At 74.6% G+C, this 23999-nt stretch carries 21 protein-coding genes; 17 read left to right on the forward strand and 4 right to left on the reverse strand.

Annotated elements, in window-relative coordinates:
• Both ACZ7MY_RS19465 and ACZ7MY_RS19470 read left to right on the forward strand, forming a co-directional pair.
• Positions 1-1092 carry a hypothetical protein gene (locus ACZ7MY_RS19465; protein ID WP_499603192.1) on the forward strand — a complete coding sequence of 364 codons (1092 nt, stop codon included), beginning with the start codon at positions 1-3 and terminating at the stop codon, positions 1090-1092.
• A gap of 104 nt (positions 1093-1196) precedes the next feature.
• Positions 1197-1664 (forward strand): GNAT family N-acetyltransferase, encoded by a 468-nt coding sequence (locus ACZ7MY_RS19470; protein WP_499603193.1) that lies wholly within the window; start codon positions 1197-1199, stop codon positions 1662-1664.
• 24 nt (positions 1665-1688) lie between these two features.
• Here the strand turns inward: ACZ7MY_RS19470 and ACZ7MY_RS19475 are convergent, their stop codons facing one another.
• The gene (locus ACZ7MY_RS19475; RefSeq protein ID WP_499603194.1) at positions 1689-2879 is read right to left on the reverse strand and encodes a citrate synthase/methylcitrate synthase; all 1191 of its coding nucleotides are present in this window, start codon (positions 2877-2879) and stop codon (positions 1689-1691) included.
• Positions 2880-2950: 71 nt separating this feature from the next.
• Here ACZ7MY_RS19475 and ACZ7MY_RS19480 point away from each other — a divergent pair, with 71 nt between their 5' ends.
• Entirely contained in the window at positions 2951-4180 is a 1230-nt protein-coding gene (locus tag ACZ7MY_RS19480) for a citrate synthase (RefSeq protein ID WP_499603195.1), read from the forward strand.
• A 651-nt stretch (positions 4181-4831) separates the two neighbouring features.
• Here ACZ7MY_RS19480 and valS read toward each other — a convergent pair.
• Positions 4832-7393, reverse strand: coding sequence for a valine--tRNA ligase (gene valS, locus ACZ7MY_RS19485; protein ID WP_499603196.1), 2562 nt, complete (start codon positions 7391-7393; stop codon positions 4832-4834).
• 106 nt (positions 7394-7499) lie between these two features.
• Here valS and ACZ7MY_RS19490 point away from each other — a divergent pair, with 106 nt between their 5' ends.
• Together ACZ7MY_RS19490 and ACZ7MY_RS19495 are read left to right on the forward strand one after the other, a co-directional pair.
• Entirely contained in the window at positions 7500-7976 is a 477-nt protein-coding gene (locus tag ACZ7MY_RS19490; protein ID WP_499603197.1) for a MarR family winged helix-turn-helix transcriptional regulator, read from the forward strand.
• A 9-nt stretch (positions 7977-7985) separates the two neighbouring features.
• Positions 7986-8441, forward strand: coding sequence for a universal stress protein (locus tag ACZ7MY_RS19495; protein WP_499603198.1), 456 nt, complete (start codon positions 7986-7988; stop codon positions 8439-8441).
• A 41-nt stretch (positions 8442-8482) separates the two neighbouring features.
• Here the strand turns inward: ACZ7MY_RS19495 and ACZ7MY_RS19500 are convergent, their stop codons facing one another.
• On the reverse strand, positions 8483-9442 hold the full coding sequence (locus tag ACZ7MY_RS19500) for an NADP-dependent oxidoreductase (RefSeq protein WP_499603199.1): 960 nt from the start codon (positions 9440-9442) through the stop codon (positions 8483-8485).
• Between the two features lie 214 nt (positions 9443-9656).
• On the opposite strand from ACZ7MY_RS19500, the gene trxA reads away from it, so the two are divergent.
• From trxA to ACZ7MY_RS19555, 11 genes are all read left to right on the forward strand, one after another.
• Positions 9657-10040 carry a thioredoxin gene (gene trxA / locus ACZ7MY_RS19505; protein ID WP_499515391.1) on the forward strand — a complete coding sequence of 128 codons (384 nt, stop codon included), beginning with the start codon at positions 9657-9659 and terminating at the stop codon, positions 10038-10040.
• Positions 10041-10073: 33 nt separating this feature from the next.
• Positions 10074-11744 carry an AMP-binding protein gene (locus ACZ7MY_RS19510; RefSeq protein ID WP_499603200.1) on the forward strand — a complete coding sequence of 557 codons (1671 nt, stop codon included), beginning with the start codon at positions 10074-10076 and terminating at the stop codon, positions 11742-11744.
• Between the two features lie 506 nt (positions 11745-12250).
• Positions 12251-13528 (forward strand): ergothioneine biosynthesis glutamate--cysteine ligase EgtA, encoded by a 1278-nt coding sequence (gene egtA / locus ACZ7MY_RS19515; protein WP_499603201.1) that lies wholly within the window; start codon positions 12251-12253, stop codon positions 13526-13528.
• On the forward strand, positions 13525-14856 hold the full coding sequence (egtB, locus tag ACZ7MY_RS19520) for an ergothioneine biosynthesis protein EgtB (RefSeq protein ID WP_499603202.1): 1332 nt from the start codon (positions 13525-13527) through the stop codon (positions 14854-14856). Before egtA ends, egtB begins: the two co-directional genes overlap by 4 nt.
• A gap of 28 nt (positions 14857-14884) precedes the next feature.
• Positions 14885-15640: an ergothioneine biosynthesis protein EgtC gene (gene egtC / locus ACZ7MY_RS19525; RefSeq protein WP_499603203.1), complete on the forward strand. Its 756-nt coding sequence runs from the start codon at positions 14885-14887 to the stop codon at positions 15638-15640.
• Positions 15637-16599 (forward strand): L-histidine N(alpha)-methyltransferase, encoded by a 963-nt coding sequence (egtD, locus tag ACZ7MY_RS19530; RefSeq protein ID WP_499603204.1) that lies wholly within the window; start codon positions 15637-15639, stop codon positions 16597-16599. Before egtC ends, egtD begins: the two co-directional genes overlap by 4 nt.
• A 108-nt stretch (positions 16600-16707) precedes the next feature.
• The gene (locus ACZ7MY_RS19535; RefSeq protein ID WP_499603205.1) at positions 16708-18252 is read left to right on the forward strand and encodes an FUSC family protein; all 1545 of its coding nucleotides are present in this window, start codon (positions 16708-16710) and stop codon (positions 18250-18252) included.
• A 14-nt stretch (positions 18253-18266) separates the two neighbouring features.
• Positions 18267-18818: a MarR family winged helix-turn-helix transcriptional regulator gene (locus ACZ7MY_RS19540; protein ID WP_499603206.1), complete on the forward strand. Its 552-nt coding sequence runs from the start codon at positions 18267-18269 to the stop codon at positions 18816-18818.
• 136 nt (positions 18819-18954) lie between these two features.
• Positions 18955-19737, forward strand: coding sequence for a GNAT family N-acetyltransferase (locus ACZ7MY_RS19545; protein WP_499603207.1), 783 nt, complete (start codon positions 18955-18957; stop codon positions 19735-19737).
• Position 19738: 1 nt separating this feature from the next.
• On the forward strand, positions 19739-20656 hold the full coding sequence (locus tag ACZ7MY_RS19550) for a lysophospholipid acyltransferase family protein (protein WP_499603208.1): 918 nt from the start codon (positions 19739-19741) through the stop codon (positions 20654-20656).
• A gap of 202 nt (positions 20657-20858) precedes the next feature.
• Positions 20859-21749 carry a S1 family peptidase gene (locus tag ACZ7MY_RS19555; protein ID WP_499603209.1) on the forward strand — a complete coding sequence of 297 codons (891 nt, stop codon included), beginning with the start codon at positions 20859-20861 and terminating at the stop codon, positions 21747-21749.
• 7 nt (positions 21750-21756) lie between these two features.
• Here ACZ7MY_RS19555 and ACZ7MY_RS19560 read toward each other — a convergent pair whose 3' ends face one another.
• The gene (locus tag ACZ7MY_RS19560; protein WP_499603210.1) at positions 21757-23580 is read right to left on the reverse strand and encodes an AMP-dependent synthetase/ligase; all 1824 of its coding nucleotides are present in this window, start codon (positions 23578-23580) and stop codon (positions 21757-21759) included.
• 144 nt (positions 23581-23724) lie between these two features.
• Between ACZ7MY_RS19560 and ACZ7MY_RS19565 the strand changes: the two genes are divergently transcribed.
• Entirely contained in the window at positions 23725-23967 is a 243-nt protein-coding gene (locus tag ACZ7MY_RS19565) for a hypothetical protein (RefSeq protein WP_499603211.1), read from the forward strand.
• Positions 23968-23999: the final 32 nt, after the last annotated feature.

The following is a 23999-nucleotide window of genomic DNA, read 5'->3' on the forward strand; positions in this document are numbered from 1 at the left end:
GTGCGTGTCCTGACCGGTCTCCTCGGCGCGCTGGTCGTCGCCGGGACCTTCTCCTCGGTGCTCCGCACACTGGTGATCCCACGGCCGACCCGGTCGAGCTTCACGCGCCTGGTGCACGCGGCGGTCCACCTGCCCTTCCAGTTCGTCGCCGACCGCTGCCGCACGCCCGAGGCCAAGGACCGCGTCCTCGCCCCGGTGGCCGCGGTGTCCATCCTCGCCAACCTGATCGGCTGGCTGGTCGCGTTCTGGGCGGGCTACGCCATGCTGCAGTCCGCGGTCAGCGACCTGGAGCCGGTCGACGCGCTGCGGGAGGCCGGTTCCTCGCTGTTCACCCTGGGCTTCGCCAGCAGCCACCACGTCGACCTCACGGTCATCGACTTCGTCGCCGCGGCGACCGGCCCGATCACCATCGGCCTGCAGATCGGCTACCTCCCGACCCTGTACGCCGCCTACTCCCGCCGCGAGGCGGAGGTGACCCTGCTGCAGGCCCGGGCGGGCAACCCGCCGTGGGGGCCGGAGATCCTCGCCCGGTACGCCCAGATCGGTCTCACGGACAGCCTCACCGAGCTGTTCCGCAACTGGGAGCGGTGGTCGGCCGAGGTGAGCGAGAGCCACACCAGCTACACGGTGCTCAGCCGGTTCCGCTCCCCGCAGCCCGACCGCAGCTGGCTGATCGCGCTGCTCGCCGTCATGGACGCCGCCGCCATGCAGCTCGCCCTCAACCCCGGCCGCCCGCAGGCCGAGGCCCGGCTGGCCCTGCGGGCGGGCTTCGTCTGCCTGCGCGACATCGCCGGGATCTGGCGGATCCCGTACGACACCGACCCCTCGCCGGACGCGACCATCCGGCTGCCGTACGAGGAGTTCGCCGCCGCCGTCGCCCACGCGGCGGCCAACGGCTACCCGCTGGAGCGCACCCCCGAGGAGGCGTGGCCGCACTTCCGCGGCTGGCGGGTCAACTACGAGGACCTCGCCTACCGGTTCGCCTACCTCTTCGACGCGGTCCCGGCCCCCTGGTCGGGCCCCCGCCGCACCCAAGAGGAGACGCTGACGCCCGTCACGCCGGTCGACCGCAAGCCGGCTGCCGGGGGTTAGGGCCCCGCCTTGCCGCCGCGGCGCACCGCGCGGCGGCAAGGCCCGTCCTCGTCGCGCCAGGCCCGGTCCCCGGCCTGCACGGCGGGGGCGTTACGGTGGTCCGCATGATCAGCGACCCCGGGCAGACGGCCGTCACCCGCCCCGCGCGACCCGCGGACCTGCCGCATCTGCTGCGGTGGGAACGCGACTACATGCGCACCGTCGAACCGGCCGCCGAGGCGGCCTGGACGGCGGCGATCGACCGCAACCTGGCCTTGTGGGTGGACTGCCTGGACCGCACCCTGCTCCTGGAGGCCGACGGGGAACCGTGCGGCTCGATGATGTGGATGCCGGAGGCCGACGGCAAGGCCCTGCTGGTCGGCCTGCACGTGGTACCCGCCCTGCGGCGCCGCGGCTTCGGCCGCCTCCTGCTCGACGCGTTCGCCGCGCAGGCCCGGGCGGCCGGCCACGGGACTCTGACGCTCGGCGTCCACCGCGCCAATCCTGCCCTCCCCCTCTACGAGGGCGCCGGCTACCGGCGCACGGGCGAGGAGGGCGACTACGTCCTGATGGAACGGCCCGCGACGCCCTGACGGGTCGCTCGGCGGTCCGCCACGTCAGGCCGTCGGCACCGGCTGGGGCGGGACCGGGCCGACGTAGCGCGCGGCCGGGCGGATGATCTTGCTGTCCGCGGCCTGCTCCAGGACGTTGGCGCACCAGCCGACGACGCGGGCGCAGGCGAAGGTGGGGGTGAACATCTCGCGCGGCAGGCCGCACAGCTCCATGACGACGCCGGCGTAGAACTCGACGTTGGTGTGGAGTTCGCGGCCCGGCTTCAGTTCCGCGAGTATCGCCTCGACCCGCGCCTCGACCTGGACGGCGAGGTCGACGAGCGGGCCGCCGAAGGAGCGGGCGATCCCCTTGAGCATCCGGGACCGGGGGTCCTCGGTGCGGTAGACGGGGTGGCCGAACCCCATGATCCGGTCGCCGGCCAGGACGCGCTCACGGATCCACGGGTCGATGCGGTCCGGGGTGCCGATGGCGTCCAGGGTGTCCAGCGCGCGGCTCGGGGCGCCACCGTGGAGCGGGCCGGACAGCGCGCCGACCGCGCCGGTGAGGCAGGCCGCGAGGTCGGCACCGGTCGAGGCGATGACGCGGGCGGTGAACGTGGACGCGTTGAAGCCGTGGTCCACGGTGGAGATCAGGTAGCGCTCGACGGCCCGGGCGTGCGCCGGGTCGGGCTCGTGGCCGGTGAGCATGTGCAGGTAGTTCGCCGCGTACGGCAGGTCGTCGCGCGGTTCGACCGGCTCCAGGCCCTGGCCGAGCCGGTACAGGGCGGTGAGCAGGGTGGGCACGGCGGCGGTCGCGGCGAGGGCGTCCGAAAGCCGCTGCTCGGGGCCCTCGTCGTACAGCGGGCGGAAGCCGCCGGCTGCCCCCAGCAGGGAGAGCGCCGAGCGCAGTCCGGCCAGGGGGCCGCCGTGCGCGCCGGCGCGGGCGACGGCCGGCAGCGCGTCGCGGACCGCCCCGGGCAGCCGGCGCAGCGGGGCGACGCGCCGGGCGAACGCGGCCCGCCCGGCGGCGTCGGGCAGCGTGCCGAGCAGCATCAGGTGCCAGACGTCCTCGAAGGTGCGGCTCTGCGCGAGGTCCACGGCCGAGTACTGGCGGTAGTGGTAGAAGCCCTCGGCGCCTCGGACGTCGCCGAGCGCGGTCTCGGTGACGACGACTCCCTTCAGGCCGCGGGGTACGTCGGGGGTGACGGGGGTGGCGGTCACGGTGGTCCTCCGGTCCTGCTGCGTGCGACTCGACATTGACCAGACCCTCCATCATTGATTCAATCCTCGTCAATATTGATCGAATCAATATGTGATGGGATGGAGTCATGACGACGGAGGAACGGCTGAGCACGCGCGAGGCGGCCGAGCGGCTCGGGGTCAAACCGGAGACGGTGTACGCCTACGTCAGCCGCGGCCTGCTGGGCAGCACGCGCGCCCCCGGCGGCCGGGGCAGCACCTTCGACCCCGGCGAGGTCGACGCCCTGGCGCGCCGGAACCGGCGCGCGGCTCAGCAGTCCCCCGCCGACGACGGCACCGGCGCGGTGCGCACCGCCGTCACCCTCATCGACGGGGACCGCTACTACTTCCGCGGGGTCGACGCGACGGCCCTGGCGGAGCGGTACGCCTACGAGGAGGTCGCCGAGTGGCTGTGGACCGGCGTCCTGCGCCGCGGAGTGCGCTTCACCGCGCCGCCGGAGGCCTTGGCCGCCGCCCGGCGGGCGGTCGCGGCGCTGCCCGGGCACAGCGGGCCGATGGACCGGCTGCGGGCCACCGCCGTCGCGGCCGCCGTGGCGGACCCGCTGCGCTTCGACCTCTCCCCCGAGGCCGTGCTCGGCGCCGCCCGCGGCCTCGTCCCCACGCTGGTGGGCGCCCTCCCGGCGGCCGGGACCGCGCACCGGGGTGAGGACGGGCTCGCCCGGGAACTGTGGTCCCGGCTGACCGACCGGGCGGCCGACGAGGCGTCACTACGGGTGCTGGACGCGGCACTCGTGCTGCTCGTCGACCACGACCTGGCCGCCTCGACCCTCGCGGTGCGCATCGCCGCCTCGGCACGCGCCCACCCGTACGCCGTGGTCTCGGCCGGCCTCGGGGCCCTCGACGGCCCGCTGCACGGCGCCGCCAGCGGCCTCGCCCACCGCATGCTGGCCGAGGTCCTCGACCGCGGCGGCGCGGCGCCCGTCGTCGCCGGCCACCTGCGCGAGGGCCGCCCCGTCCCGGGTCTGGGCCACCGCCTCTACCGGGCCGAGGACCCCCGCGCGGTCGTGCTCCTGCGGCTGCTCGAGGACGTCCCGTACGCGGCCCGGGCACTTGCCGCCGCCCACGAGGTGGCCGCCACGACGGCCCGTCACGCCCCGGCCCACCCCAACGTCGACCTCGCCCTGGCCGTGCTCTCCGTCTCCGCGGGCATGGTCCCGGAGGCGGGCGAGACGGTCTTCTCCGTCGCCCGGACGGCCGGCTGGATCGCCCACGCCCTGGAGGAGTACGAGGAACCCCCGCTCCGCATGCGCCCGAACGGCCACTACGTGGGACCGCGTCCCCCACAGCCGGTGCCGTAGCCGTTCCGGCCGGGCGGGTGCGACTCGGGGCGGCGCCGGTTCTTCGGCTGTCCCGCCGTCTCGCGCCCTGCGGGCGCACAGCGCCGGCTGCGGACGGGGAGGGTGGGGGGCCTGCCTTGTGTGCGGTGTGCGGGTGGGTGGGCGGCGCGGGTTCAGGCGCCGGAGCGGAGTGGGTTGTTCGTCTGGCTCGGGTCTCGTTGCCGTCCGCGGGTGCAGACGGCCGGTGACCACGCCAGCTGTCCGTGGGTGGCGCGCCCGCCGTAACCGGCGTCTGCGGGTGCTACCCCGACCCGACATCGGGCTCTGTTCCGCCGGATATACCGTCGAGACAGAGCCCGATCTCCCGCCGACCGCCCAGGCAGCACCCCGAACCACCCGCAGACGCGGGTTACGGCGGGCGCGCCCACCACCGGCAGTAGGCGTGGAAGCGACCATCTATACCCGCGGACGGCAACGAGACTCCAGGCCACCGGAAAGGCAACCCGCTCCGGCGCCTGAACCCGCGCCGCCCACCCACCCGCACACCGCCGAAGACGAGGGCCCCCACCCTCCCCTCCGCAGCCGGCATCTTTGCGCCCGCAGGGCGCGAGACGGCGCGACAGCCGAACCACCCATCCGCACACAATCATCGGGCCGGCAAGGCGGGACCGGTCAGGAGACCGCCTCCGGGAGGCGCACCTCGTACGTCAGGCCGTCGCCCGGTGCCGTGCGGCGTTCCACGGACGCCGCGCGGGCCGCGGCGCGGACGTCGGCCTCGGCGAGGGCGAAGTGCGCCAGCGCGGGGGCGGGGCCGGTGACGAGGAGCCCGCCGACCTCGGCCCTCATCGACAGCCGCGCTTCGGACTTCGCCCTGCGGACGGCGGTGATCGCCTCTCGCGCGGTGGCCAGGACGTGCGGGTCGCCGTCCCCGGCGAGGGCCCGCAGCGCGGCCGCGTCGGGCCACTCGGCGCGGTGCACGGAGCCCTCCCGCCACCACGACCAGACCTCCTCGGTGGCGAAGGGGAGGAAGGGCGCGAACAGCCGCAGCAGGACGGACAGGGCGGTGGCCAGCGTGGCGAGGGCGGAGGTGTCGCCCTCGTACGCACGGGCCTTGACCAGCTCGACGTAGTCGTCGCAGAAGTCCCAGAAGAACGACTCCACCCGTTCCAGGGCGCGGGCGTGGTCGAAGTCCTCCAGGGCGTCCGTGGCGGCGCCGACGGTCGACGCCAGGGCCGCCAGGAGGGCGCGGTCCAGCGGCGCGGTGACCGCCCCGGCGCCTGCCTCGGGCAGTGCGCCGGAGGTGAGCACGAAGCGGCCGACGTTGAGGACCTTGACGGCGAGCCGGCGGCCGATCCTCATCTGCCCGGTGTCGAAGGCGGTGTCCGTGCCGGGCCGGGCGGCGGCGGCCCAGTAGCGGACGGCGTCGGAGCCGTACTGCTCCAGCAGGTCGCCCGGGGTGACCGCCTTGCCCCGGGACTTGGACATCTTCTTGCGGTCCGGGTCGAGGATCCAGCCGGAGATCGCGGCGTGCCGCCACGGCAGCACGTCCTGCTCGGCGTGGGCGCGGACGACCGTGCCGAACAGCCAGGTGCGGATGATCTCGTGGGCCTGCGGTCGCAGGTCCATCGGGAAGACCTTGGCGAACAGCTCGTCGTCGGTGCCCCATCCGGCGGCGATCTGCGGGGTGAGCGAGGAGGTCGCCCAGGTGTCCATGACGTCCGGGTCGCCGGTGAAGCCGCCGGGGACGCCCCGCTGCTCCTCGCGGTAGCCGTCGGGGACGTCGGTGCCGGGGTCGACGGGCAGCGCCGGCTCGCCGGGGACCAGCGGCCTGTCGTGGACGGGCTCGCCGGCGTCGTCGAGGGGGTACCAGACGGGGACGGGGACGCCGAAGTACCGCTGGCGGCTGACCAGCCAGTCGCCGTTGAGCCCTTCGACCCAGCTGTCGTAGCGGACCCGCATGTGCCCGGGGTGCCAGCGCAGTTCACGGCCGCGCGCCAGCAACCGCTCGCGGAGGGCTTCGTCGCGTCCGCCGTTGCGCAGGTACCACTGGCGGGTGGTGACGATCTCCAGCGGCCGGTCGCCCTTCTCGTAGAACTTGACGGCGTGGACGACCGGTTCGGGCTCGCCCTCCAGTTCGCCGCGCTCGCGCAGCATCCCCACCAGCCGTTCGCGGCCGGTGTGCGCGGTGGCGCCGGCCAGGGCCGCGTACGCCTCGCGGGCCCGCGCCGTCCGCAGGGCGGCCGGCGGCACCGGCAGGAAGCGCCCGTCGCGGCCGAGGACCGGCCGGGTGGGCAGCCGCAGTTCGCGCCACCAGGTGACGTCGGTGGTGTCGCCGAAGGTGCAGACCATGGCGATTCCGGTGCCCTTGTCCGGGTCGGCCAGCCGGTGCGCGTGGACGGGGACCTCGACGCCGAGGACCGGGGTCGTGACGGTGGTCCCGATCAGCTCCCGGTAGCGCTCGTCGTCGGGGTGCGCGACCAGGGCGACGCAGGCGGGCAGGAGTTCGGGCCGGGTGGTGGCGACGACGACCCGGCCGCCGTCCGGGCGGTGGAAGGCGAGCCGGTGGTAGGCGCCGGGCCGTTCGCGGTCCTCCAGTTCCGCCTGGGCGACGGCGGTGCGGAAGGTGGTGTCCCACAGGGTGGGCGCCTCGGCCGAGTAGGCCTCGCCGCGCGCCAGGTTGCGCAGGAACGCGCGCTGGGACGCGGCGCGTGAACGGGCGCCGACGGTCCGGTAGGTGAGCGTCCAGTCGACCGACAGGCCGAGCCGGCGCCACAGTTGCTCGAAGATCCGCTCGTCCTCGGCGGTGAGGAGCTCGCACAGTTCGATGAAGTTCCGCCGGGAGACGGGTCGCCGGTGGGGGCCGGCGGGCTCGGGCGGGGTGAATGCGGGGTCGTACGGGAGCGAGGGGTCGCAGCTGACCCCGTAGTGGTTCTGGACCCGGCGCTCGGTGGGCAGGCCGTTGTCGTCCCAGCCCATGGGGTAGAAGACGGTCTGCCCGCGCATGCGCCGGTAGCGGGCGACGGTGTCGGTGTGGGTGTAGGAGAAGACGTGGCCGATGTGGAGCGATCCGCTGGCCGTGGGCGGCGGGGTGTCGATCGAGAAGATCTCCTCGCGCGGCCGCGACCGGTCGAAGCGGTGTACGCCCGACTCGTCCCAGCGCCGCGACCATTTCTCTTCGAGCCCGTCGAGGGAGGGCTTGCCGGGGACGTCGTGATGACGAGACGGGGGGTTCATGCCGTCCCATGGTAGGCAGCCGGGCGTCCGCCGCCGAACGATTTGTCCACGGGATCATCCGTCTCACCGATGATTCGCCAACGGACCTTTTTGCTAGGCTCGGACCATGTCCACGGCATCCGCACCCGACTTCACCGGGCTGCTGCAGTTCGCCAGCCACGCCATGACGAACCGGCTGGCGGCCGCGCTGGCCGAGGTCGGGCTCACCCCCCGCGGGTACTGCGTGCTGCTGCACGCGCTCCCCGGCGAGCTGACGCAGGCTCAACTCGCGGAGATCTCCCAGCAGGACAAGACCACGATGGTGGTCACCATGGACGAGCTGGAGCGGGCCGGCCTCGCCGAGCGGCACCCCGCCCCCACGGACCGCCGGGCCCGCGTCATCACCGTCACCGGGCCGGGCCGGGAGCTCGTCGCCCGCGGCGCGGAGATCACCGCCCGTGTCCACGGCGACCTGCTGGCGGCCCTCCCCGAGGACGAACGTGCGGTCTTCGCCTCCGCGCTGCAGCGGCTGGTGGACGGTCATCTCGCCGCGGCCGCGGATTCCCCGCGTCCGGTACGGCGCGCGCGGCAGTCGCGCAAGTAGGCTCGGAACGTGAGCGACAAGGCGGCTTTCGAGCGGGGCACCGACGGTCCCAAGGTGATCGTGGCGGGACTGGACGGATCGGAGTCGTCGTGGCGCGCCGTGGCGTACGCGGCGGGGCTGGCGCGGCGCCAGAACGCGCTGCTGGCGATCGTGTACGTGCAGCCGGTCCTGGCGGCGGGGGCGGCCTTCGGCGCCCCGGTCGCGGAGGCGACCGCCGAGATCGCCGACCAGCTGAAGGCGGAGATAGAGAAGGCCGCCGCGCGCTTCCAGGCGGTGTCGAGCCTGCGCTGGGAGTTCCACACCTTCGTCGGCGACCCGTTCAGCGGGCTGTCGCAGGCCTCGGACGAGCTCAAGGCCGACGCGGTCGTGGTCGGCGCGTCCGAGAAGGCCGGACACCGGATCGTGGGCTCGGTAGCGGTGCGGCTGGTCAAGGCGGGCCGCTGGCCGGTCACGGTCGTCCCGTAGGGTCCGCACGCCGTCCCGGGCAGGACGGCGGCGCAGGGATGTCAGGCCCCGTCGGTGACGTGGATGACGACCTTGCCGCGGCGGTGCTCGTGCTCCAGTGCCTCGTAGGCGGCGCGCGTCTCGGTGAGCGGCACCACCCGGTCGACCCGTGGCGTGAGTTTGCCCCCGTCGATGAGCCGGGAGACCGCCTCCAGGCCCGCCCGGTCCGGCTCGACGACGAAGAAGACACCGCGGGCCCCGTGCGCGCGGGCGGCCTCGGGGTCGGGCGGGGACACGATGCTCACCAGCAGGCCTCCCGGGCGCAGCACCGACCAGGAGCGGTCCTGCGTGTCGCCGCCGACGGCGTCGAAGACCACGTCCACGTCGGCCACCTCGTCCTCGAAGCGGCTGCCGGCGTAGTCGACGACGCGCCGCGCGCCCAGTCCCGCGACGAATCCGGCGTCGCGGGCGGCGGCGGTCGCCGTGACCTGCGCGCCGAGCGCGGCGGCGATCTGGACGGCGAAGGAGCCGACGCCGCCCGCCGCCCCGTGGACGAGGACGTGCCGACCCGGGGTGACCCCCGCGTGCCGGGCGAGCGCCTGCCAGACGGTGAGGGCGGCGAGCGGGACCGAGGCGGCCGCGTCGTGGCCGATCCGCCGGGGCTTGGGGGCGAGGATGCCTGCGGGGAGGGTGACGTACTCGGCGGCGGCTCCGTCGTGGACGAAGGGGATCAGCGCGTAGACGGCGTCCCCGACCCGCGGGGTGATCACCCCGGGCCCCACGTCGGCGACCACGCCGGAGACCTCGTGCGAGGGGATGGTGGGGGTACGGTCGCGGCCCGAGCCGTCGAAGCTGTCGGTCCAGGTCGCGTCCCAGTCGAGCTCCCCCGGGGTCACGGAGGCGGCCCGCACGGCGACGAGGGCCTCGCCCGGGTCCGGCTCGGGGCGGGGCGCGGTCTCGTAGCGGAGCTGTTCGGGGCCGCCGCGCCGGTGGGCGCGTACGGCATGCATCGTCGTCACCATCGGCCGCTCCCGTGGTCGCTCGCGCGCCTGCCCGGCGGGGGCGGCGGACGTCCCCGCCCCTCCAGGATCCGGCCACGCCCGGCTCTCGGCATCCCCTTCCGCGAGGGGCGGCGGGGGACGCGCCCGGGGGGCGGCGTTCGGAATAGCGCAGCGCTGCCTTCGGTTACGGTCAGTGGGTCCCGACCGACGGCACCCGGAAGCAGGTAAGGGAAGCATGAGCACTGTTGAGCTCACCAAGGACAACTTCGACGAGGTCGTCGGCAACAACGACTTCGTCCTGATCGACTTCTGGGCGTCCTGGTGCGGCCCGTGCCGGATGTTCGCCCCCGTCTACGAGTCGGCCGCGGAGAAGAACACCGACCTCGTGTTCGGCAAGGTCGACACGGAGGCGCAGCCCGAGCTGGCCGCCGCGTTCCAGATCCAGTCCATCCCGACGCTGATGATCATCCGTGACAAGGTCGCCATCTTCTCCCAGCCCGGCGCGCTGCCCGCGCCCGCGTTCGAGGACCTGATCAAGCAGGCCCGCGACCTGGACATGGACGAGGTCCGCAAGTCCATCGCCGAGCAGGGTGCCGACCAGGAGGCCCCGAAGGCCTGACACCTGACGGAGTGTCAGCTATGGTGCGGCCGTATGAGGCGCACCATGGCGGAGTTCGTCGAGGGCCAGTGGGGCGATCCGCGTCCCGGGCTGCTGTACGGGGAGCACCGGCTCAGCCGCCATGATGTCGCGGCCGCCTCCGCCGCCCGCGCGGCGCTCCTGGCCGACCTGCTGCCGCACGGCGCCGAACCGCACGTGGGGGTGCTCCTGGGCAACGTCCCGGAGTTCCCGCTGTGGCTCGGCGCCGCGGCGTGCGCGGGGGCCACCGTCGTGGGGATCAACCCCACCCGGCGCGGTGCGGAACTCGCCCGCGACATCACCCACACGGAATGTGCGCTGCTGGTCACCGAACGCGCGCACCTGCCGGCGCTGCGCGGGCTCGCCCTCCCCCTCCCACCGGAACGCCTCCTGGTCGTGGACGACCCGGCGTACCCGGCCCTGCTGCGCCCGTACGAAGGCGCCGCTCCGCCGCGCGGCGGGCGGATACGCCCCGGCACCCGGCTCATGCTCTGCTTCACCTCCGGCTCGACGGGCGCCCCGAAGGCGGTGGTCGTGTCCCAGGGCAGGCTCGCCGACGCGGGCGCCTCCCTCAGCGGCTTCCTGGACCTCGGTCCCGACGACGTCCACTACCTGTGCATGCCGCTCTTCCACGGCAACGCCGTGATGGCGGGCTGGGCGCCCGCCCTCGCGGGCGGCGGCGCGGTGGCGCTGCGCCGGACCTTCTCCGCCTCCCGCTTCCTGCCGGACGTACGCGCCTACGGGGCCACGTACTTCACCTACGTCGGACGCGCCGTGCAGTACGTGCTCGCCACCCCCGAAACGCCCGACGACCGCCGGCACCGGCTGCGCCGGGGCTTCGGCACCGAGGCCGGGGCCGTGGACGCGGCCCGGTTCGCGGAGCGCTTCGGCGTGACCCTCACCGAGGGCTACGGCTCGTCCGAGGGCGGGGCCGCCCTGCAGCGCTCACCGGGCACGCCGCCCGGCGCGGTCGGGCGTGCCGCGCCCGGTACGGACCTGGCCGTGGTGGACCCGGCGACCGGTACCGAGCGGCCCCGCGCCGTCCTCGACGCGGCGGGCCGGCTGCTCAACGGCGACGAGGCGATCGGCGAGCTCGTCAACCGCGGGCCCTCCCGCTTCGAGGGCTACTGGCGCAACCCGGAGGCGGTCGCCGCCCGTACCCGCGACGGCTGGTACTGGACCGGCGACCTCTTCTTCCGCGACGCCGACGGCTGGTTCCACTTCGCGGGCCGCGCCGACGACAGGCTGCGCGTGGACGGCGAGAACCTTGCCGCCGCGGTCGTCGAGAACGTCCTGGCCCGCTTCGACGCCGCCGCGGCCGTCGCCGTGTACGCCGTGCCCGACCCCGTCTCGGGCGACCAGGTCATGGCGGCCCTGGCCCTCCGCGACGGTGCCGCCTTCGACCCCGGCGCCTTCGCGGCCTTCCTGGCCGCGCAGCCGGACCTCGGCACCAAGTCGGCGCCCCGTTTCGTACGGGTCGTACCGCGCATGCCGGTCACCGCCACCAACAAGGTGCGGCGGGCCGCGCTGCGCCGCGAGGGCTTCCGCTGCCCCGACGCCGTGTGGTGGTCCCCGCCCGGCGAGGGGCCCTGCGGGACGGCGTACCGCCGCCTCGACGCCGCCGACCTCGCCGCCCTGCTGGAGCGCTACCGCGCCCAGGACCGGGCGGGGCTCCTGGACCGCTGAGCCCGCGGCCCGGCGTCCCGCCCGGCCCGCAGACGGTCGTTTCGTGCCGGTCCGTCCGGGCAGACGCAGCCCATGTGCCACGACCGGTTCGGGCGACCGCACCCGCTTCGTACGGGGGCGGTCGCCGAGGCGCGCGAGCTGTTCCCGGCCGTACCGGTGCGTCGGGACCCGCGCAGGGCCCGCGCGACGGAACACCCCGCACGCGCGGGCGACCGGCGGGGCGGAACACCGGGGCGTGCAGCGCGCCGCTCTCGGGGGAGATTCCGACATGAACCGTCTGACCTGCGCAGATACGTTCTGGGGATGCGGGCCGCCGGGTGGCGGTCCACTCTTGATTCGGACCGGACGGCAGAGGCCGCCCTCGACACGGGTGTCACCTGCCGTCCCTCGGCCGTTCGTCCGGGGCGCTCTTGAGCGGCCCGGACCGAAGGGATTAGGTGGTACGGACACCGTCCGGCCCCGGCCGGGCGGACACGGAGAACCGCCTTCGACGGGAGGTCCCGGCCATGCCCGGCACCAGTCAGCGGATGGAGACATCCGAACCGATCAGCGAGACGACAGCGGAGGACCATATCCAGGGCATCTGCTTCAAGACCGGCCCGCCGCGCCGCATAGGCGTGGAACTGGAATGGTTCCTCCACGACCCGCACGACCCGGCCCGCCCGGTGGGCCCCGCCCGGCTCGGCGCCGCCGTCGCCGGACTGCACGACCTGCACCTCCGCTCCCGGCTCACGACCGAGCCCGGCGGACAGCTGGAGCTCAGCTCGCTGCCCGCCCCCTCGCTGACCGCGTGCGTCAACGCCGCGGCAGCCGAACTCCACTCCGTACGCCACCGGCTCCGCCGGGACGGCCTCGTCCTGGCGGGCCACGGCCACGACCCCTGGCGACGGCCCCGCCGGCTGCTGGACGAGCCCCGGTACGCCGCCATGGAGGCGTACTTCGACCGGTCCGGACCCGCGGGCCGGGCCATGATGTGCTCCACGGCCTCGGTCCAGGTCTGCCTGGACTCGGGCACCGAGGAGCCGGGCCCCTTCGGCCTCGGCAGACGCTGGCTGCTGGCGCACCTGCTGGGCGCGGTCCTGGTGGCGGCGTTCGCCAACTCGCCGCTCAGCACCGGCCGCCCGACCGGCTGGCGCTCCACCCGGCAGGCGGTGTGGGCGGCGCTGGACCCCGGGCGCACCCTCGCCCCGCCCGGCGGGGGCGACCCGCGTGCGGCCTGGACGGCCTACGCCCTGGACGCCCCGGTGCTGTGCATCCGCGGCGACGAGGGACCGTGGACGGTGCCGCACGGGCTCACCTTCCGCGACTGGATCCGTGACGGCTCGCACCGCCGGCCGACCCTCGCCGACCTGGACTACCACCTGTCGACGCTCTTCCCACCGGTGCGGCCGCGCGGCTACCTGGAGCTGCGCATGATCGACGCGCAGCCGGGACGGGACGGCTGGATCGTGCCGCTGGCGGTGGCCGTGGCGCTCTTCGACGACGCCGCCGCCTCCGAGGTCGCCTACCGGGCGGTGAAGCCGCTCGCCGACGCGGCGGGCCGGGACCCGGCGCCCCGCAACCCGCTGTGGCGGCGCGCCGCCCGGCACGGTCTGGCCGACCCCGAGCTCCACGCCATCGCCGTGACCTGCTTCGCCGCGGCCCGCGAGGCCCTGCCCCGGCTCGGGGCGGACCGGGCCGTGCGGCGGGCGGTGGACGACTTCACCGAGCGCTACGTCGAACGCGGCCGCTGTCCCGCCGACGACATGCTCGACGCATTCCTACGCAAGGAGAGCCGCACGTGACCGCACCCGCGCTCGACCCCGAAGCCCTGCGCCGGCGGGCGCTGGACGCCCTGACCACCGCGCGCGAGCGCACCCGGGCGCTCACCACCTGCGTGGACGACCGTGAACTCACCGCCCAGCACTCCCCGTTGATGTCCCCCCTGGTCTGGGACCTGGCCCACATCGGCAACCAGGAGGAGCAGTGGCTGCTGCGGAACGTCGGCGGCCGTGAGGCCCTGCGCCCCGACATCGACCCGATCTACGACGCCTTCGAGCACCCGCGTTCGGAGCGTCCCACGCTGCCGCTGCTGCCGCCCGCGGAGGCGCACGCCTACGCGGCCGAGGTGCGCGGCAGGGTGCTGGACATCCTGGAGCGGGCACCACTGCGCGGCACCCCGCTGACCGACGCGGCCTTCGCCTTCGGCATGATCGCCCAGCACGAACAGCAGCACGACGAGACGATGCTGATCACGCATCAGCTTCGGCGTGGCCCGGTGGCCCTCACCGCTCCCCCGCCGCCGCCCGCTCCCGCGGACACGGCGCTGCTGCCGGCCGAGGTCCTGGTCCCCGGCGGTCTGTTCACCATGGGCACCTCGACCGAGCCGTGGTCGCTGGACAACGAACGTCCTTCGCACGTGCGCGAGGTGGCGCCGTTCTTCATCGACACGGTGCCGGTGAGCAACGGCGCGTACCTGGCCTTCGTCGAGGACGGCGGCTACGAGGACGAGCGCTGGTGGACCCCGGCCGGCTGGGCGCTCGTCCGCGAACACGGCCTGGCCGCCCCGCTGTTCTGGCACCGGGAGGGCGGTGCGTGGCTGCGCCGCCGCTTCGGGGTGACCGAGCCGGTGCCGCGCGAGGAGCCGGTGCTGCACGTGTCCTGGTACGAGGCCGACGCGTACGCCCGCTGGGCCGGGCGCCGGCTGCCCACCGAGACGGAGTGGGAGAAGGCGGCCCGGCACGACCCGGCGACGGGGCGTTCCCGCCGCTACCCGTGGGGCGACGCCGACCCCGGTCCCGAGCACGCCAACCTCGGCCAGCGGCACCTGCAGCCGGCCCCGGTGGGCAGCTACCCGGCGGGTGCCTCGGCGCTGGGCGTACGGCAGCTGATCGGCGACGTGTGGGAGTGGACGGCGAGCGACTTCCTGCCCTACCCGGGCTTCGCGCCGTTCCCGTACAAGGAGTACTCGGAGGTCTTCTTCGGCCCCGACCACAAGGTGCTGCGCGGCGGCTCCTTCGCCGTGGACGAGGTGGCCTGCCGGGGCACGTTCCGCAACTGGGACTACCCGGTCCGGCGGCAGATCTTCGCCGGCTTCCGCACCGCCCGCGACGCCCGTCCGGAGCAGGTGTGAGGGCCCCGGGCAGACGGGGGCGCGGCTGATGTGCCGGCACCTGGCGTACGTGGGTCCGCCCGTCGCACTCCGCGAACTCGTCATCGACCCGCCGCACTCGCTGTACCGCCAGTCGTGGGCGCCGCGCCGGCAGAAGTACGGCACGGTCAACGCCGACGGCTTCGGGCTCGGCTGGTACGCGGACGGCGATCCGCTGCCCGCGCGCTACCGGCGCGCCGGGCCGATCTGGGACGACCCGTCCTTCGCGGACGTGTGCCGGGTGACGCGCTCCGGTGCGCTGCTCGGCGCGGTCCGCGACATCACCGAGGGCTCGGTGGCCGACGAGTCCGCCGCGGCCCCGTACACGGCGGACCGCTGGCTGTTCAGCCACAACGGGGCGCTGCGCGGCTGGCCGCACTCGGTCGCCGAGGCCGCCGCCGCGCTGCCCCCGCACGAGCTGCTGACCCTGGAGGCGCGCTGCGACTCGGCCCTGGCCTGGGCACTGACCCTGCACCGGCTGCGGGCCGGCGCCCCGGCGGACGAGGCGCTCGCCGACACCGTCGGCCGACTGGCCGCGCTCACCCCCGACTCACGGCTCAACTTCCTGCTGACCGACGGCCGGGCGATCGCCGGCACCGCCTGGGGCGACACGCTCTGGTACCTGGACGTGCCCGGCCGCTCCCTCGTCGTGGCCTCCGAGCCGTACGACGACAGTCCGCGCTGGACCGAGGTCCCGGACCGCCACCTGCTGTACGGCGATCCCACCGAGGTCCTGCTGATCCCGCTCAAGGAGCCGCACCTGTGAGCCCGTTCACCCTCACCCGCACCCTGCCCGCCGACGCCACCGCGGCCGCGCTGCGCGCCGACGTCGCGTACGGACTGACCCGCAGCCCCAAGCAGCTCCCGCCCAAGTGGTTCTACGACGCGCGCGGCAGCGAGCTGTTCGAGGAGATCACCCGGCTGCCCGAGTACTACCCGACCCGCGCCGAGCGGGAGATCCTGCACGCGCGTGCGCCGGAGATCGCCGCGGCGACCGGTGCCCGCACCCTGGTCGAGCTGGGTTCCGGTTCCTCGGAGAAGACCCGGCTGCTGATCGGCGCGCTGGGAGGGCCGCTGACGTACGTGCCGATCGACGTCAGCGAGTCCGCGCTCACCGGCGCGGGCGAGGCCCTGCTCGCCGACCACCGGGACCTGTCCGTGCACGCGCTCGTCGCCGACTTCCAGCACGGCCTGGCCCTGCCCGGGACGCCCGGCCCCCGGCTGGTCGCCTTCCTGGGCGGCACGATCGGCAACCTGCTGCCGCAGGAGCGGGCGCACTTCCTCTCCTCGGTCCGCGCGCTGCTCTCCCCGGGCGACGCGCTGCTGCTCGGCACCGACCTGGTCAAGGACGAACAGACGCTGGTGGCGGCGTACGACGACGCGCAGGGCGTCACGGCCGCCTTCAACAAGAACGTCCTGTCGGTCATCGACCGCGAGCTCGGCGCGGACTTCCACCCGGACGACTTCGACCACGTCGCCGTGTGGGACCGCGAGGAGGAGTGGATCGAGATGCGCCTGCGGGCGCGCGCCGACGTGACCGTGAAGGTACCGGCGCTCGACCTGACCGTGGACTTCGCGCGCGGGGAGACGATGCGCACCGAGGTCTCCGCGAAGTTCCGCGAGGAGGGCGTGCGGGCGGAGCTGGCTGCCGCCGGCCTCGCCCTGCGCCACTGGTGGACCGACGCCGGGGACCGCTTCGCGCTGTCGCTGGCGTTCCCGGCCTGACCCGGGCGGCAAGGACGCGGTGGCCGGTCCCGGGGACGGGGCCGGCCACCGCGTCCTTTCCGCGTCGGCAGATGTTTCACGAGTAAAACACCTGCTAAGCTTTTAAGTATGTCCGCTTTCCCCCTGCCCGTCCGCGGTGTCCTCCGGCTCCGTTCCGTGAAGGACCTCTGGCACCACCGGGCGCTCAGCGTCGTCGCCGCCGTGGGCCCGGTCGAGGTGACGCTGCTGACCCTCGGGCGGCTGGACCTGGTGCTGTACGCCGCGGGCGGCGGGCTGTGCGCCCTGTACGCGCACGGGCTGCCCTACGCGGCCCGGGCCAGGGTGCTCGCCCTGGTCGTCCTGGGCATGGCGGCCGGGACCGGGCTCGCGCTGACCACCGCCGCGCTGACGCAGTCGACGCCGCTGCGGGTGGCGGTGGCCGCCCTCCTCGCCGCCGTGCACAAGGTGGTGTGCGACGCGACGCGGATCGGGCCGCCCGGGAACGTGATCTTCACCTTCGTGGCGGCGAGCGCCGCCTTCGTCCCGCAGACACTCGGGCAGGTGCCGGCCCATACCGGGCTGACGCTGCTCGGCGGGGCCGTCGCCTGGCTGGTGTGCATGGCCCCCGCGCTCGTACGGCCGTACGCCCCCGAGCGTGCCGCCGTCGCCCGGGCCCTGGAGGCCCGGGCCCGCGCCCTGGCCGACGGGGGCACCCCCGGCAGCCGGCACGAGGCCACCGTCGCCGTGCACACCGCCTGGCACACCCTGCGCGGCGCCCGGACCACCGCCCACCTGGCGGGCCTGGAGCGGCTGCTGGCGCGCGCCGAGGCCGCGGACCCGGCCGACGGGGACCGGCTCACCGCGTGGGCCCGTGCCCTGCGCCGGACCCGCGCCCTGCCCGACCCGGGCCCCGCCGCACGCACCCCCGCCCCCTCGGTCGGCACCCGGACCGGCCGGGCGGGCCGGCGGCCGCACCGGCCCGCCCTGCGGCACCTGCTCCCGGTCGGGCTGCGCGTCCTGCTGGGCAGCGCCCTGGCGGGGTGGGGATCGACGGCGCTGGGCGTGGACCGGCCCTCCTGGGCCGTGGTGACCGCCGCGGCCGTCTTCGCGGCCAACACCACCCTGTCCTGGCACCGGGCGCTGCAGCGGGTGCTCGGCAACCTCCTGGGGGTGCTGCTGTTCACGGCGCTGGTGCCGGTCACGGCCACCGGGGCCGCGGCGCTCATCGCGACCGCCCTGGCGTGCAACGTCGCGGCCGAGGCGACGATCGCGCGCAACTACTGGATCGCCAGCGCCTTCGTGACGCCGATGGCGATGGTCATGACCGAGTTCGCGAGCGCGCAGCCCGCCGGCCACCTGGTGGCCGACCGCTGGCTGGACACCCTCGTCGGCGCCGCGGCCGGGCTGCTGGCCTGCTTCGCCGTACCGAACCGCCGGGTGGGCCACCGGGTGGCGGCCGCACTGCGGCGCCTGGAGCACGAGCTCACCGCGCCCGTCGCCCGCGAGGCCCGGCTGGCGGCGGCGCTCCTGGAACTGCGCGAGGCCGCCGACACCGCCTCCGGCGAGTGGTGGGGCCGGGCCCTGCCCGAACGGCGCATCGCCGCCGCGGAGGAGCGCGGGCACCTGATGCTGGCAGGTCGGCGCCGCGAAGGCCGGTCCGTCACCGTGACCTGACGACGCGTACGATCATGCGGACGCCGCCGGAGCCGCCGGCGTACGGAGGGAGGACGACTCGCGTGGAGGACGCCGTCGCGACGGTGCTGCGCCAGTGGCAGGACGTCTACCCCGACCTGGACTTCGGTCCGGTCGCCGTGATCGGCAGGCTCAACCGCTGCGCGGCGCTGCTGCAGCAGGTCACCGAGACGCCCCTGGGCCGCGAGGGCCTCACCCGTCCGGAGTACGACATCCTCCTCGCCCTGCGCCGCGTCGGCGGCGAGCTCACACCCGGCCGGCTGGCCCGGGAGACCTTCGCCTCGGGCGCCGCGGTCACCAAGCGGATCAAGCTGCTGGAGGAGCGCGGCCTGGTGGCCCGCCGCCCGGACGGCCGCGACCGCCGGGTCTCCCACCTGCGGCTGACCGACGAGGGACTGACGCTCGTCGACCGCCTGCTGCCCGAGCAGCTCGCCTACGAGACGGGACTGCTGTCCGGTCTTCCGGAGGGCCGCCGCGAGGATCTGGCGGGCATCCTGGGTGAACTCCTGCTGCTGCTCGAAGGCCGCTTGGGAGCGCTTTCCGGGTGAAGCGGGCGGTCCGCGGGGCCACGGCACCGGCACTTCAGCGAGCGCACATCTGCGCGCTCCGTCAAGGACACGCCAAGGCAAGGCCGCGACGGGACAGATAAGGGTGTCCCCGTCCCCCTGACCAGGGAATCGCGCCATGACCGCTTCGTACGAACTCGCACCCGTCGTCGACACCCCGACCGACCGGCCCCGCTACTCGGTGAGCCTCGCCCAGGACGAGGCGGAGGTGCGGGCCGCGCAGCGTCTGCGGCACCAGGTGTTCGCCGGGGAGATGGGGGCCGTGCTGGACACCCCCGAGCCGGGCCTGGACGTCGACGCCCTCGACGCCTACTGCGACCACCTGCTGGTGAAGGAGGACGCGACCGGTGAGGTCGTCGGCACCTACCGGCTGCTGACCCCCGCCAACGCCCGCCGCGCGGGCCGCACCTACTCAGAGTCCGAGTTCGACCTGTCCCGGCTCGCGCCGATCCAGCACGACATGGTCGAGGTCGGCCGCTCGTGCGTGCACCCCGCCCACCGGGACGGCGCCGTCGTCGCGCTGATGTGGGGCGGCATCACCCGCTACATGGCGACCACCGGTCACAACTGGCTGGCCGGCTGCTGCTCGGTGGAGCTGGCCGACGGCGGCTCGCTGGCGGCCGGCGTGTGGGACCGGGTCTCGGCCAAGAACCTGGCCCCCGAGGAGTACCGGGTCTCCCCGCTCCGCCCCTGGGACCCGACGGGCATCGCCCGCCCGGCCCGCGCCACGCTGCCGGCGCTGCTCCGCGGCTACCTGCGGCTGGGTGCCTGGGTGTGCGGCGAGCCCGCCCACGACCCGGACTTCGGCGTCGCCGACCTGTTCATCCTGCTCTCCCTGGAGCGCACCGACGAGCGCTACCTGCGGCACTTCGGCGCCCTCGGTTCGCTCGGGTCGGTCTGAGATGGCCGCGGCGTGGTGGTCGCCGGTCTCGACCTGCACCCCGCAGGCGTGCGTGACCGGTGACGGCCCGAAGGTGGGCCTCCTCCGGCGGCTGCTGCGTTACCTCGCCGCGGTGACGGTGCTGCTCGTCGGCGTCGTGCTGTCGGTGCCGCTCGGCGCGCTGTGCGGTCCGGCCGGGCGCGAGCGGCTGATCCGGCGCTGGACCCGCACCGCGGTGGCGGCCTTCGGCATCCGGGTACGGCTGCCCGAGGGGGCGCCGCGGGAGCCGGGCACCGGTCTGCTGGTGGTCTCCAACCACGTGTCCTGGCTGGACATCGTGCTGATCGCCGCGGTCTTCCCGGGGCGCAACGTCGCCAAGCGGGAGATCCGCGACTGGCCGGTGATCGGGCGGCTGTGCGTGCGCGGCCGCACGATCTTCATCGACCGGGAGCGGATCCGCACCCTGCCGGACACGGTGGCGGAGGTCGCGCAGGCGCTGCGCTCGGGCGCCACGGTCGTGGCGTTCCCGGAGGGCAGCACCTGGTGCGGCGGCGAGGAAGGCCACTACCGCCGGGCGCTGTTCCAGGCCGCGCTGGACGCGGGCGCCGACGTGCAGCCGCTGCTCGTCCGCTACCGGTACGCCGACGGGCGGCCCAGCACCGCGGCGGCGTTCCTCGGCGAGGACACCCTGATGGACTCGGTGCGACGGGTGGTCGCGGCCCGCGGCCTCACGGCGGAGGTGACGGCGTTCCCCCGCATCACCGCGGAATCGCTGCCCGACCGGCGTGCGCTGGCGGCCGCTGCCCGCCACTCCGCCGTCGCCCCCGCGCCGCGTCCGGTCATACCGGTCCAGGCCGGTCCCCACGGGCGCGGGACGGGCGTCCGGGTCGGCGCGCCGGCCCTCCGTCCCGGCGACCAGGTCGTGGGACTTCCCGGCTGACGTCCGGGCCGGCGTCCGGGCCCGCTCCCGACGAACGCGCAGGCTGACGTCCCGTCACCGGACCGCGCCCACCGGCTGCCGCCTCCACGGCACCGGGCGGGTGCGGTCCGGCGGTTCGGGGCCCTCTTGTGACCGCTCTTTCGGTTCATGACAATGTGCATGCCAAAACCGAAAGAACTTCGGTCTCGAGAGGACCCCCCACATGAAACGACCTCTCAGAGGATTCCTCGCGGCCGCCCTCGCGGCCCTCGCCGCGGTCGCGACCCTCGGCCTGTCCGGCGCCCCCGCCTCGGCGGCCGGCCGTGACGCCGCGGCAGCACCGCACACGGCCGCGGCCCCGGCCCCCGCCCCGGCCGCCGTCACCGTCGACTTCGCCGGGACGGTGTCGCTCAGCAACTGCTCCGGGTCGCTCATCCGCTTCCCGTCCTCCGCGTCCACCGACCCCGCCCTGGTGCTCTCCAACGGGCACTGCCTGACCAGCGGCTTCCTCGACGCCGGCGAAGTGCTGGTGAACCAGGCGTCCACGCGCACCTTCGGCCTGCTCAACGCCTCGGGCCGCTCGGTCGCCACGCTGCGCGCCACCAAGCTGGCGTACGCGACCATGACCGACACCGACATCTCGGTGTACCAGCTGAACCGCACCTACGCGCAGATCCAGTCCTCCTACGGGATCTCCGCGCTGGAGGTCTCCGGCACGCACCCGGTGCAGGGCACGGCCATCAAGGTGGTCTCCGGGTACTGGAAGACCATCTACAGCTGCTCCATCGACGGCTTCGTCCACCTCCTCAAGGAGGGCGACTGGACCTGGAAGGACTCGGTCCGCTACACCCCCTCGTGCAACACCATCGGCGGCACCTCGGGTTCGCCGGTCATCGACACCGCCACCGGCAAGGTCGTCGCCATCAACAACACGGGCAACGAGGACGGGGGCCGCTGCACCCTCAACAACCCCTGCGAGGTGGCCGCGAACGGCACCGTCACCGTCCGCCAGGGCATCAACTACGCCGAGCAGACCTACGGCATCGGCGCCTGCGTCACCACGGGCAACCGCTTCGACCTCACCCTGCCGGGCTGCGGGCTCCCCAAGCCGTGACCGCGGTTCAGCGCCGGTACATGGCGTCGATCTCGGCGGCGTAGGCCTCCTCGACCGCCCGGCGCCTGAGCTTGCGGGAGGGAGTGACCAGCCCCCGTTCCTCGGTGAAGGAGGCGGCCAGCACGCGGAACGAGCGGATCGACTCCGCTTTCGACACCCGTGTGTTGGCCGCCGACACCGCCCGCCGCACCTCCGTCTCCAGGTCCGGGTCGCGCACCAGCTCCTGCAGCCCGGCCCGCTCCTTCCCGCGCAGCCGCAGCCACTGGGCCGTCGCCTCGGCGTCCAGGGTCACCAGGGCCGTCACGTACGGCCGGTCGTTGCCGATGACCAGGCAGTGCTCGATCAGCGGGTGCTCGCGGACCCGTTCCTCCAGGACGGCCGGGGAGAGGTTCTTGCCGCTGGTGGTGACGATGATCTCCTTCTTGCGGCCGGTGATCGTCAGGTAGCCGTGCTCGTCGAGGGAGCCGAGGTCTCCGGTGTGCAGCCAGCCGTCGCGCAGGGCCTGCGCCGTGGCCTCGGGATCACCGAGGTAGCCGGAGAACACGGCCGGGCCGCGCAGCAGGATCTCACCCTCGTCCGAGATCCTGACCGCCGTCCCCGGCACGGGGTGGCCGACCGTTCCGTAGCGCACCCGGCCGGGCGGGTTGGCGGTGGCCGCCGAGGTGGACTCGGTGAGTCCGTACCCCTCGTACACCGTGACCCCCGCGCCCTCCAGGAACAGCCCGAGCCGCCGCCCCATCGTGGAACCGCCGCTCACCGCGTTGCGGACCCGGCCGCCCAGTGCCTCGCGGACCCTGGCGTACACCATCCGGTCGTAGAACCGGTGCAGCACCCGCAGCGCGGCGCTCGGGCCCGGGCCGGTGCCCAGCGCGCGGCGCTCGCGGGCCTCGGCGAAGCGCACCGCCACGTCGACGGCCTTGTCGAACACCCCGAGGTGGCCGGCCTCCTCCGCCTTGTCGCGCGCGGAGTTGAAGACCTTCTCGAAGACGTACGGCACGGCGAGCACGAAGGTCGGCCGGAACAGCGCCAGGTCGGGCAGGAGTTCGGTGGCCGTCATCTCCGGCTGGTGGCCCAGCCGCGCCCCGGCCCGTACCGTCGCCACCTGGATCATGCGGCCGAAGACGTGGGCCAGCGGCAGGAAGAGCAGCACGGACGGCTGCGCTGAGGTGCCGGTGTCGAAGACCGGCCGCCAGCCCGCGATGAGGTTGTCGGTCTGGCACATGAAGTTGCCGTGGGTCAGGACGCAGCCGCGGGGGCGCCCGGTGGTGCCCGAGGTGTAGATCACGGTGGCGACGGCGTCGGGGGTGACCGCGAGCCGGTGCCGGTGGACCACGTCCTCCGAGATCCGCTCGCCGTCCGCCACCAGTTGCTTCACCGCCCCGGAGTCCAGCTGCCACACCCGGGTCACGGCGGGCAGCCGGTCGATCACCGAGCCCAGCGTCATGGCGTGGTCCTCGTTCTCCAGCACGCAGCCGACGGCGCCGGTGTCGTGGAGGATCCAGCGCAGCTGGTCGGCGGAGGAGGTCGGGTAGACGGGCACCGGCTGGGCCCCGACGGTCCACAGCGCGAAGTCGAACAGCGTCCACTCGTAGCGGGTGCGCGACATGATCCCCACCCGGTCCCCGAACCGCACCCCGTGCGCGAGCAGGCCCTTGGCCAGGGCCAGCACCTCGTCGCGGAACTCCGCCGCGGTCACGACGTGCCAGCGGCCGTCCTCCTTGCGGCCGAGCCGCACCTCGTCGGGGGCCTGCGCCGCGGTCTCGAACACCACGTCGGCGAGGCCGCCGGCGAGGGTGGCCGGGACCAGCGCGGGAAGACTGAATTCGCGCACGCGGGCACCTCGTGGGGGTCGGAGCGGGCGGAGAAACGTAACGTAACGGATCTCTCACGCACTGTCGGCCCGGGGCCGGTCGCCGTCCGGCTTCTTCACCAAACCTCCCCCGGCGAGAGATCATGGATGCAGGAGGTGACCTCCATGACCACCAGGATCCGACTCCACGGCGGCCCCGGGGACGGTCTCACCCTCGGCATCGTCCTGGGAGCCGGGGGGCAGCCCCCCGAGGGCATCCTGTACGACCCGCTGGCCATCAGCGTGCAGGACGCCGGGGTTCACCAGGCGTGGCCCGACAGCGCCGCGTACTACAAGCGCCTCGAGCACATGGCCGACGAGCCCTGGGACTACGCGTACGAGAGCGAGGCCACCGCTCCCCTGGAGTGACCCGCCGGCCGCCGCCGACCGCCCCGGGACCG

Source organism: Streptomyces sp. NPDC111520, from assembly GCF_055635295.1.